General features: G+C 64.6%; 7 protein-coding genes and 2 pseudogenes. 2 read left to right on the top strand and 7 right to left on the bottom strand.

From position 1 onward, the window contains the following. Positions 1–38: 38 nt before the first annotated feature. The 3 genes and pseudogenes from ACFWAY_RS51875 to ACFWAY_RS51865 form a co-directional block, all read right to left on the bottom strand. Positions 39–302 carry a recombinase family protein gene (locus ACFWAY_RS51875; RefSeq protein WP_378516276.1) on the bottom strand — a complete coding sequence of 88 codons (264 nt, stop codon included), beginning with the start codon at positions 300–302 and terminating at the stop codon, positions 39–41. A gap of 427 nt (positions 303–729) precedes the next feature. Continuing rightward, a pseudogene (locus ACFWAY_RS51870) lies at positions 730–2,152 on the bottom strand (IS1380 family transposase). 328 nt (positions 2,153–2,480) lie between these two features. Continuing rightward, the gene (locus tag ACFWAY_RS51865; RefSeq protein ID WP_378516275.1) at positions 2,481–2,810 is read right to left on the bottom strand and encodes a TetR/AcrR family transcriptional regulator C-terminal domain-containing protein; all 330 of its coding nucleotides are present in this window, start codon (positions 2,808–2,810) and stop codon (positions 2,481–2,483) included. Positions 2,811–2,818: 8 nt separating this feature from the next. Between ACFWAY_RS51865 and ACFWAY_RS51860 the strand changes: the two genes are divergently transcribed. Then, complete coding sequence (locus ACFWAY_RS51860; protein ID WP_378516274.1) at positions 2,819–3,070, top strand: hypothetical protein; 252 nt, start codon at positions 2,819–2,821, stop codon at positions 3,068–3,070. 427 nt (positions 3,071–3,497) lie between these two features. On the opposite strand, the gene ACFWAY_RS51855 is transcribed toward ACFWAY_RS51860, so the two are convergent. Together ACFWAY_RS51855 and ACFWAY_RS51850 are read right to left on the bottom strand one after the other, a co-directional pair. Then, the gene (locus ACFWAY_RS51855) at positions 3,498–4,358 is read right to left on the bottom strand and encodes a GNAT family N-acetyltransferase (protein WP_378516273.1); all 861 of its coding nucleotides are present in this window, start codon (positions 4,356–4,358) and stop codon (positions 3,498–3,500) included. Positions 4,359–4,466: 108 nt separating this feature from the next. Next, positions 4,467–4,796, bottom strand: a complete 330-nt coding sequence (locus ACFWAY_RS51850) for a VOC family protein (protein WP_378516272.1) — start codon at positions 4,794–4,796, stop codon at positions 4,467–4,469. A 1,641-nt stretch (positions 4,797–6,437) separates the two neighbouring features. Here ACFWAY_RS51850 and ACFWAY_RS51845 point away from each other — a divergent pair. After that, a pseudogene (locus ACFWAY_RS51845) lies at positions 6,438–7,572 on the top strand (histone-like nucleoid-structuring protein Lsr2). A gap of 532 nt (positions 7,573–8,104) precedes the next feature. On the opposite strand, the gene ACFWAY_RS51840 reads toward ACFWAY_RS51845, so the two are convergent. Together ACFWAY_RS51840 and ACFWAY_RS51835 are read right to left on the bottom strand one after the other, a co-directional pair. Further along, positions 8,105–8,548, bottom strand: a complete 444-nt coding sequence (locus tag ACFWAY_RS51840; protein ID WP_378458770.1) for a flavodoxin domain-containing protein — start codon at positions 8,546–8,548, stop codon at positions 8,105–8,107. Positions 8,549–8,563: 15 nt separating this feature from the next. Then, the gene (locus ACFWAY_RS51835) at positions 8,564–9,760 is read right to left on the bottom strand and encodes an FAD-dependent oxidoreductase (RefSeq protein WP_378458771.1); all 1,197 of its coding nucleotides are present in this window, start codon (positions 9,758–9,760) and stop codon (positions 8,564–8,566) included. Positions 9,761–9,995: the final 235 nt, after the last annotated feature.

The raw sequence follows: 9,995 nt of genomic DNA, 5'->3' as shown, positions 1-9,995 counted from the left end.
AGAAACGGCCGGAAAACGACGCGAGCACTGCCTTGACGTCATCCATCAGCTCCTCTACCGGCGACGTGTCCCCATGTTCCCGCAGGACCTCGACCGTAACGCCGACCACCGACAGGTACCGCTCGATCCACGCCACCGGAGAACCGCGCCGACCGATCCCGCCACACCACTCGCACCACCGTGAAGTGACCCGTGGCTGCGTCGTCGAGCATCCGATTCAGTCCCGCTCGGGTCTCCCGCAGGCCTGAACCACGATCCGTGTAGGCCCGGTACACGGTGCCGGTGGCACTCGCACGCAGCATCTTTCCTGATTGGCGAGCGAGGATTCCTGACCGGTCGAGCCGGACACCCGGCAGTACAACGCTTCCGCCCTGCCGGCTGGAACACTCTCCGGTGTAGGTCGACCCAGGTAGACGTCGAGATCCTCCCGATCGAAGACTCGCTGACCGGAAGCCGTACGCCGAGAGGATAACCGGCTCTCCGACGCGGCCTTCCGGACCCCACCACCGACATATTCAGGTATGCCGCCGCCTCACCGAGGCGCATGATCCGATAGTAACAGGAAGGACTCAGAAGTATTAGCCTGAATTCACCGATTCGCTGACCTGATCGCTGCGAGTTTCGTTGGGCGGCATGGGACGGTGTGTGGGCATGGTTGAGCGTCCGACCTCTCGTGTCGGGTTGTTCCACTGGGGCTTTCGCGTTGAGGGCGGGCAGGTGTCCTTGGCGTTAGGCGACGATCGGATGTGCGCGATCGAAGGTGTTGTCGAACAGTGTGTTCCACGCTGTTTCCCACGGCCAGTTCTGCGGGAGGTGCAGGGTCAATCGTCTCGCCGAGGAGGCGATGCGTGCGGGGACCGAGACGATGGTGCGGCGGAGGGTGCCGGTCGTCGCTTTCGTCACCTTCGGATCGCCGGTGAGGGTGCCGGCGGCGCGGGTGAGGTTGAACGCCATCACCGCGGCGACGAGCCAGGCGGCGTTCGCCGAAAACGAGTTCGACGGCAGATGCGCGGGGGCTGAGTTCTTCAGGTCCGCGTGCACCTGTTCGATGACGGCGTGCTGGTGGGTTTTGTCGGCGTCGACGGTACCGACCTCGTCGGGGTCGGTGGTGGTGAAGAAGGCGTGGAACCGCTCGAACAACGTGCCCTGGCCCTGGTCCTTGGGCGGTCGCAGGTCGGGATGCGGCGCACCACCAACCGACCCGGGATGTTGGGCCTTCTTCTGCGAGGCGAACGCGGTGAACGCGTATCTCGGCGACCTCCGCCCGTGAGATCCAGGTGTCGGTGCCCTCGTCGTAGACGGCGTCGGTGTATTCGATCGGCGTCCACGCGCACTCGTCGGCGTCGATGGATTCGATCGCACGTTTGATGGTGGAGGTCAGGCGCACGGTGACCGAGACGTCGGCGCCGGCGCGGAGCGCGGCACCAAGGGTGGGATGGCCGTAAAAGGCGGAGTCGCCGCGGACCAGAACCTTCGGCGCGCCGTTGCCGTTGGTTCCTGCGGCGTGGGTGCGCAGCCGGTCGACGGTGGCCAGCGCATCGGAGATCATGCGGGCGGCTCCGCGCGGGGAGCCGCAGGCTCCGCGGCGCAGGCGTTGGGTGAGGATCACCGGCGCAGCGGTCTGCGTGGTGATGGTGGCGATGAGTGCGTTCAGCCCGCGGATCCCGGAGTAGCCGTATCCGGAGCCTTGTTTGCCGTGGCCGTGGACCTCGATGATCGAATCGTCGATATCGACCAGCACCCGCTCGGTGTGGATCCCCGCCACCAGCGCGGTCTTCTCCGCGAGGTTGCCCAGGAACCGCGAGGCGACGGCGTCGAGTTGCCGGACGTGCCCGAAGGTGAACTGGCGAAGGAACGATCCCAGCGTCGACGGTGCATAGGGGCTGTCGAAGACGGTTCCCATCGCCCCGTGCCGCAGGATCGCCAGGTCGGCGATGCTGTCGGCGCCGGCGACCATCCCACCGACGAGCGAGGCGACCTTGCGGCCCGGGTTGGCGCCCTTGTCGGTCGGCACGCTCAGGTGCTGGTCGGCGAGGGTGAGCAGGCCGCTGGCCTGCGCCAATGCCATCACCGGGACCAGTCCCGCGGTCGACATCAGATTGGGGTCGTCGAACCTGGCCGCGGCGACGGGTCGGGTGTGAGATAGTTGCATCTACGAAATGCCCTTCGGTGTGGCTGAATTTGACCCTAGAGAAGTCTTATTCTTCCACTACGACAGGGCATTTCGCCGTTATGACACCCTCGGGCCCTCATGCGAATCGGTGTATCGAGGATTAGACATTACGTCAACAGTTGAGAGCCTATCCGGGTGAAGGAATTCACTCGTCGAACCGTCACCGGGATGAGCTCGGCGCCGGTGAGTAGCTGGTAGCAGTCGGCGTGCTCGTCCCAGTAGCCGGTCCTGATCCTGCTATCGGATGAGTACCGTACCGCACCCACCGGGTGCGGTACTGCAGGGGACAGGTTCACTGCGGTAGAGGTCAAACTGGGTTCCCGCGTTCGATGCGTGTGTCGATCGCGGCGCAGAGCAGGTGCACACTCCGAGCGAACTTCTCGTCCTGGTCGTGAACATGTCCATCGGCGAGCGTCATCGGGAAGCGCTCCCGCAGGCGCGCCACGTCCTCGGCGCCGATGGTGGGTGCCCGCGACTCGCTCTGCTTTTGCAGGACGAATCCGGTGATGTGGCTGAGCAGCGTGTCGGCGGCGACCATCCGATCCGCGGCGCGCACACCTGCCTCGCGCAGGGTTCGCATCAGCCGCTCCATCGTCGACAGCGCCCCGACGCTGAGCGTCTTCGGGCTGTCGGCCAAGAGCGGCGGTGGCCGTTCCGTTGCTGCTCCGGGCTCGCGAAGGGCGGGACACGCTGATCGCAGTCGCCATTGCGATCCTCGGCCTGATCCTGTGGTGCGCCCAGGACAATGGGCACGGTCTGGTGGCGGCGTACGGGTGCGCGCTCGGCGGCATTGCCTGGATGGCCTTGGGTGACCGGCTGATCTACCCCGAGCGCGACCTGCACCGGCCCGCGCGGATCACCATGGGCACCCTCGAGGCGGCCCTCGGCAAACGATGAGCGACGAACCCGTCGTCGTCAACCCGAACTGGCGCGCCGGGTTCCGCACCCCCGCACTCCTCAGCCGAGCGGAATGGTCCTCGGGTCCGCACCGCCCGGTTCAGTCTCCGCGTTGGTGCCGCCGCATGGGCAGTCGACCAGCTCACTTTGCCCGGGTGTCTTGTCAGGGTTCCCGGCCCAGCGCGGCCGGTGTCCGCAGGTGCGATGATGAACCGATGCTCGCTCTCATCGGTTTCTCCTGGTGGTGTGGTTGGTGTTCGTCATCCTCGGCCTCGTAATCAAGGGATTCCTGTGGCTCGCGGTCATCTGGATTGTGCTGTTCGCCGTGACCGCCGGGTGGCGCTGGCTCAAACGCAACACCCGCACCTGACCCGCCGCGACCGGTGTACCGCGGGGCAATGCGCGGTGCATCGTTGCGCCAGGACGGCTAGTAGCCGATCGACGGCAGCCACGCGCCCTGCGGCTCGTTGTAGAGCCCGATCGTCATCAGCGTCGACTGCTGGACGATCTTCAGTCCAGCATCGAAGCACCAGGCCATGAGGCGGGTATTGCGTGACGGCACGAGGAACCCGAGGCCGGTGAACTCGTCGGCGCCGGCCAGCAGCGCGATGACGTCGTCGTCGGCCTTGCCGACTGCATGCCAGGTGTAGCCGAAACCCGTCGCGTAGCCGGTGATCTGGCCGCCACGTTCGACCACGCGGGCGGTGCCGATATTGACCCAGTGCTGCAGCTCGCCGTGGCGGTCGTGGCCGTGCACCTGCCGGCAGATCTCGTCGCATGCGGCGATCTCGTCCGGTGTCGCTGGACGCACGACTGCGCCGGGTATCGCGGACCCGCGTGGCGTTCCCTGGAAGACGGACAACAGCTCACGCACGGCGAAGCCGAGCTTGGCGTACAAGGAGAAGGACCGGTAGTTGTACGTCGTCTGTACCAGCCGCACGCCGGCTACCTCGCGCTCTCGCGATCGCTGAAGCAGCGCATTCATCAACGCACGGCCCGCCCCCGCGTCCGGCGCCGCCGGGTCAACGCAGACGGGTCCTATGCCGACGATTTTGCCGCGCTCGTCCTGTAAGGCGCTGCCGACGATGTGGCCGTCGCGCTCGGCAACCAGTCCGTAGATGCCGTCGGTGCCCAGCATCGCCTTGATCTGGAAGTCGGCGAATTCGGGCGTGCCCGCTTCGATCGGAAAGTTGTGGCGCGTGGCGAGCGTTTCGAAGGCGTCGAACATGATGTGCCCACACATCTGGGCGTCGTCCGGCGTCGCCTCGCGGATCTGCAGCTCGGTCATTCACCTATTGTCGCGCGTGTGTTGCCGACGATTGTCCCAAAGGCATCACCGATCCGGTAACGGAATCGAGCTGGCGCGGCGCCGAGTTCGGCGCCCCGACCACTCCGGCTACCGGCCGCGCAGGCCGATTGGGTTGCCATCGGCGTCGGCGAGCACACACACTCGCGCCTCGGCAGCAACCTGGCGCGGCGCACTGCGTTCGGTCGCACCAGCCGCGAGCAGGGTTGCGCGGGTCGCGTCGAGATCCTCGACGTCGGCGAAGGCCACCGGTCCACCGCCCACGTCGCCGGGATTCAGGCCGACCTCAAAGCCGTCGACGTTGTACCCGACGTAGTAGGGCTGGTCGGTGTGGGGCGTGCCGAGCAGCGCGGTGTAGATGGCCTTGGCGGCGTCCAGGTCGGAGACCGGGATCACCAGGCTGCGGATTGTGGCACTCATCGTCGTCTCCTCAGGGGTGCGGCGGTCACATCGGAGGACCGCGTGATGTCCATGAACGATGCTAGAGGCGGCCGGTGCCCTGTGCTTCTCGATTCCTGATCGGTGTGGCACCTGTTCGCCGCGCACCGCGGCATCCCCGGAGCGTCGCGCGTCCATTTGATCGAGGGCTGGTAGTGGGCGCTGCGAAGCTGCACTGCCGTCATCCGATTGTCGGCCGCCACCCGTTTCGGTTGACGCTCGGGTGATGGGTCGCTGATTGGCTATGTCTCGTCGGTTGGATCGAGGGTGGGGACGCCGGTCTTGTCTCGGTGGCACGGCAGCGAGCCAGCGGTGCAGTGCGTGTGGACGTCGGTTCCGACGCGTGCGCAGCGCAGGCGCCATCGCTCGAACAGGCCTACCGTGGAGTGTGTACTACCAGCGCGAATAGGGTTCCGCTGGTATCAAGAGAGACATCAACAAAGTGGTGAGAACGATGTCGCAGCAAATGATGGACATGATGCACATGTTCATGACTTGGATGCAGAGCATGGGCTGGCCGATGCCGATGCCGATGCCGATGCCGATGATGTGAGCCCCGCGCTACCGGTGTTGCCGGGTGCCTTCGCAGTCGCGGTGTGCCGAAGGCCCGTAGGACACGGTTCGACCGGATCGTAGGGACCTCGCCCAGCCGAGGTCGCTGCGGCCTGCAGATCACGGTTCTGGGGGTGGAACGGTGGTCCGTGTGACAATGCGGCCTGTGCTGTGCGGCAGCGGGTCCTGGACATCAGCGGTGGAGAATTGCCAGGAGGGTAGCTCGTGGCGGTGTGGAGCGAGCGCGGAGGTGTTCTGGTTTCCTTCACAAGCACAAGATGAGGCTGACCCGGTGGAAACTCGATACCGCGCAGAGCGGAACACGCCGTGACGTCGCACGAGTGTTGTACGTCCTTGTCGCGATGATCGATCGGCAGCAACGGATCGAGGATTGACCATGCAACCCGCGCGACTGGGTGCACTGATTCGAGCCCACGTACTTGAGCCCTGAACGGTTGCCCACCACCCTCACGATGGATTCGGATGCTGCGGCGATCGCGGCGTTGACCCAGTACTACGGCCTCCCCACACCTGGGGGCGCCTACTTCGGTGCATTTCGACGCATCAGAACCGGGGTGTGCCCGCGCGAGCGAAGGGGTGGTCCCCCTGGCGGATGGCGCCCGATTCACCAAGCCTATCGGCGCCGCACTGGGCGTGCGGGCCTGCAACGTCGACTCGGAACCACCGCCACCGGAGTTCGGGAGACGCTGCGCAGCCCGGACTTTGCGGCACCACTTTCGGCGGAGTAGGCGCGGGACCGCTAGCGCACGCCTGCTCGGCACCCTGAACACCGAATGCGTCAAAGCCGACGATCACTGCCGCAGCGCCAACACATTTCGAGATGCAGGAGGGGAATCGTCTCGCCAGGGCGAGTCGCGCTCGTCCTGCCTGAACGTGGTGCAACTGAGTGTGGAGCCGTGAGACGGCCACGAGGATCGTGTGGGCCTGCCCAGACGTGTAATGGGCTGGGGACGGTGAAATGTCAGTTCGGGTGAGCTTCCTGATTACCAGGGAAAGCCGCCAGCCGTTACTGTGTGCGTTCGACGGTTGCCCGGCGAAGAAGGAGACAACATGGCGGTATCCACGAGGGGTTCTGAAGATTCGGCGAAGAAGACAACCAGGAAGATTCGTGAGTGGGCGATCGGGGCGGGGCGGGGCGCGAAGTGTCTTCCCGCGGAAAGCTTCCGGCCGAGATCGAGCACGCCTTCCATGAGGCTCAGGCGAAGAATGTTCAGGTGAAACCGGCGGCAAAGAAGACAGACGCGCCGAAGACAGACGCGACGAAGGCGGTTGCGAAGAAAACGGCCGTGAAGAAGCCGGTTGCTACGACGGTGCCGGTGATGAGGGCAGTGGTGAGTGAGGCTCCGGCAAAAAAGACGTCCAGGGAGATTTGTGAGTGGGCGATCAGGGCGAGCCACAAGGTGTCCTCCCGCGGCCGGATTCCGGCCGAGATTCAGCAAGCCTTCCATGAGGCTCAGGCGAAGAAGGTTCAGGCAACAAAGGCGCCGGTAGAGAAGACGCCCGCAAAGACAGCTGCGAGGAACGCGGCCCCGGCGACCGCTCCGGTGAAGACAGCCGCGAAGAAGGTAGTCGCGACGAAGGCGGCTGCGGAGAAACCGGCCGTGAAGAAGACGGTCGCGGAGACGCCGGTCGGGGCCAAGTTGCCGGTGAAGAGGGAAGTGGTGAGTAAGGGTCCGGCGAAGAAGGCGAACAAGGAGATTCGTGAGTGGGCGATCAGGGAGGGCTTGGAGGTGTCCTCCCCCGGCCGGATTCCGGCCGAGATCGAGCAAGCGTTCCATGACGCGCCGGCGAAGAAGGTGCAGACAAAAACGGCGCCGGTAAAGAAGACGGCCGCGAAAACGACAGCTGCGCGGAACACGGCCGCAGTGGCTCCGGTCAAGAGGGTAGCGGCGAGCAAGGCTCCGGCGGAGAAGAAGGTAGTGGCGGCGAGGGCGGCCGCGACGAAGACGGCCATGAGGAAAGTAGTCGCGACGAAGGGGCTGCGCAGAAGACGGCTAAGAAGTCGGTCGCGGCGAAGGCTCCGGTGAAGAGGGAAGTGGTGAGTAAGGCTCCGGCGAAGAAGTCGCCGAGGGAGATTCGTGAGTGGGCGATCGGGGCGGGTCATGAGGTGTCCTCCCGTGGCCGGATTTCGGCCGAGATCGAGCGAGCCTTCCATGATGCTCAGGCCGAGATGCCGGTCGCGTGAGTTGCGGCATTGCCCTGGTGCACAGCGTGGCCATCCTGCCGCGAAGGCTATGAGTCTGTGGGGATCATGGCCTCCAGCGCCATGCGGTGGGCGGTTGTCCGCGCAGCGGTGCCGGGGATGGGTGCGAGGTATCCATGCGCACCTGACTCTACGATTCCCGCGCGGAGTGGATTGGGTGTAGGGAGTTCTGGTCAAGGGGCAGACCTGTGCGTGGCGCTTCGGGTGCGGCGGGAGACTTTGATGCCGCGGTGGGGGCGAGTGGCACTACAGGTCGACAACGGCTGGTGGACCTGCAGGCTCGCATTGCCTTGGAGACCGCCGGTGGCCGCGGTTGCCGGTATCTGCACCTTTCGGTGACACGATGTGCGGGTGGGGAGACAGAGTTGGATCTTCGGGGTGGTGGGTTTGGGCGTCGGGCTGGTGGCGGTGGTGGTGTTCGCCGCGAGTACTTCGCGGCCGTACATGGTGGCCACGTCGTTCCAGCCAGCTGTGACTGATCCATCGATTGTGGTGGTGGTCGTTCTCTGCGGAGTCAGAATTCCGCAAAGACGGTGCGCACCCACTGGAGCGCGTCGTTGTTCGGTAGTGAGCCGTCGCTAGCGTCGTGCCGACCGTAGTTTCCGATTCGCTCGGCCCCGAGCGTCCGGAGCATCTCGTCGATGATCTCGCTGCCGTGGCTGTAGGTCTCATAGCTGCTGTCGCCAAGCCCGAAGATCGAGTATCGGATTCCGTTCAGATCTGGTGACTCCGCTTCGAGTGCCTCGAAGAACGGTAATGCGCCGCTGGGAAGTTCGCCGTCGCCGTGGGTTGAGCACACGATGATGTACGAGTTGTCGGTGTCGAACTTGGAGATGTCGAAGTCCGTCATGTCGATTGGCTCGACGTCGTGTGCTCTGTCGAGTTCGTCGACGAGATCTTCGGCGATCATTTCGGCGTTTCCGGATTCGGTTCCGAACAGAATGATTGTCTTGCTCATAGGACGCTCCTCGTGTCAGAAAGTGATGGGAGGCTGGATATCGAGTGCGCTGGCCCCCGGTTTGAATACCGAGTTGCTGGGCTCGGCGTAGGAGGCGATGATCGTGTCGCCGACCATACGTGCGTCAACCCGATTTTCCGGAATGGTTCCGCGTGGTCCGCGTCGTAGCCAGCCGACGCAGAACAAGTTGCCGCCGAGGATTCCGCGTTCGAGGTCGATATGTTCGATGTGTTCGTGGTCTGCTCGGCGGAGGGGAGCGGTAGCGTGTTCGGCGAATCCGATTGCAGTGCAGACAGCGTCGGCAGGCATCGAAACGGTGGAACGGCTGCCGTCCATCGCCAGCAGGACGATGCCCGACACTGAATCGACTCCGGTGAGCTCGATTGGTTCCCATCCGAAGTGGAACCGCACGACGCGGCCGGCAGCGTCGTCGGATCCCGCCGTCAGAGTGGCGATTGCCTCGTGACGAGCCGACTGCTCGTCGGGTTCGAGCTCGACACCGTGTGCTTCGAACGCGACATCGGAGAGCTTTTCCAGCTCGCGCACCATCGCGACATCGAACTTGGCCTGTGCCGGTTGTGATCGTCCGACGATGTCGATCTCATGAACGGGCCCAGCGGTGATGGCGTCGACGACGTCGTTCGCGATCCCGAGTGCTCGCAGCTGCTCGGCGGGGGTCAGGAATAGGCGGAGCAGGTCGATGGCGACGTTGCCGTGTCCGACGATGACGACTCGGCGACCCAGGCTCAGGTCATCGACCTTCTCCTCCGGATGCCCGTTGATCAACCGGGTCAGTCGACCGGCGCCGTACACGCCCGACAGTTCGGCTCCCGGCAGTGGCCCGCCCGGGCCGGCGAGGGCGCGATCAGCGTGCAGCCCGGTGGCCAGGACGACGATGTCAAAGGACTCTCGCAGTTGATCGATTGTGAGATCGCCGTCGCCTTCGATCGTGGATATCAAGGTGGAACCGACGAACCGAATCGACTCACGCTCGAAGAGTCGATCGAATTGTTTGGACACCGCGCGTGTCCCCGGGTGATCGGGAGCTACACCGTGGCGAACCAGACCGTACGGAGTGTCGAGGCGGTCGAACATGACGATCTCGGATTCTCGCCAGCGCTTGCGAAGGAACTGCGCCAGGTAGCAGCCCGACGGTCCGCTGCCGACAATCGCGACGGACGGCTGTCGTGCGCCGGCTCCCGGTGTGGTCATGATGGTGCCCCTCGCCGTGGTTTCTCTTGCAATAGGTGTCGCGGATTACAATGTCGCGATCGGTTCGTACACGCATCAGCTATAAGCAGAATATGGCGTGCTCAACGGCGGACGCGTTTTCTTCAACGGCATTTCAATGGCTAGAGCGTGTCTGCCAAATATTGGCAATTGGATGCTCGAGACTGTCCCTGTGTTGCGTGCCAACGAGATTTCCGATGCCCTGTGGGCTGTGATC

It is taken from the genome of Rhodococcus sp. NPDC059968, assembly GCF_042738615.1.
Taxonomy (GTDB): domain Bacteria; phylum Actinomycetota; class Actinomycetes; order Mycobacteriales; family Mycobacteriaceae; genus Rhodococcus_F.
This window is presented reverse-complemented; position numbering and strand designations above follow the sequence as displayed.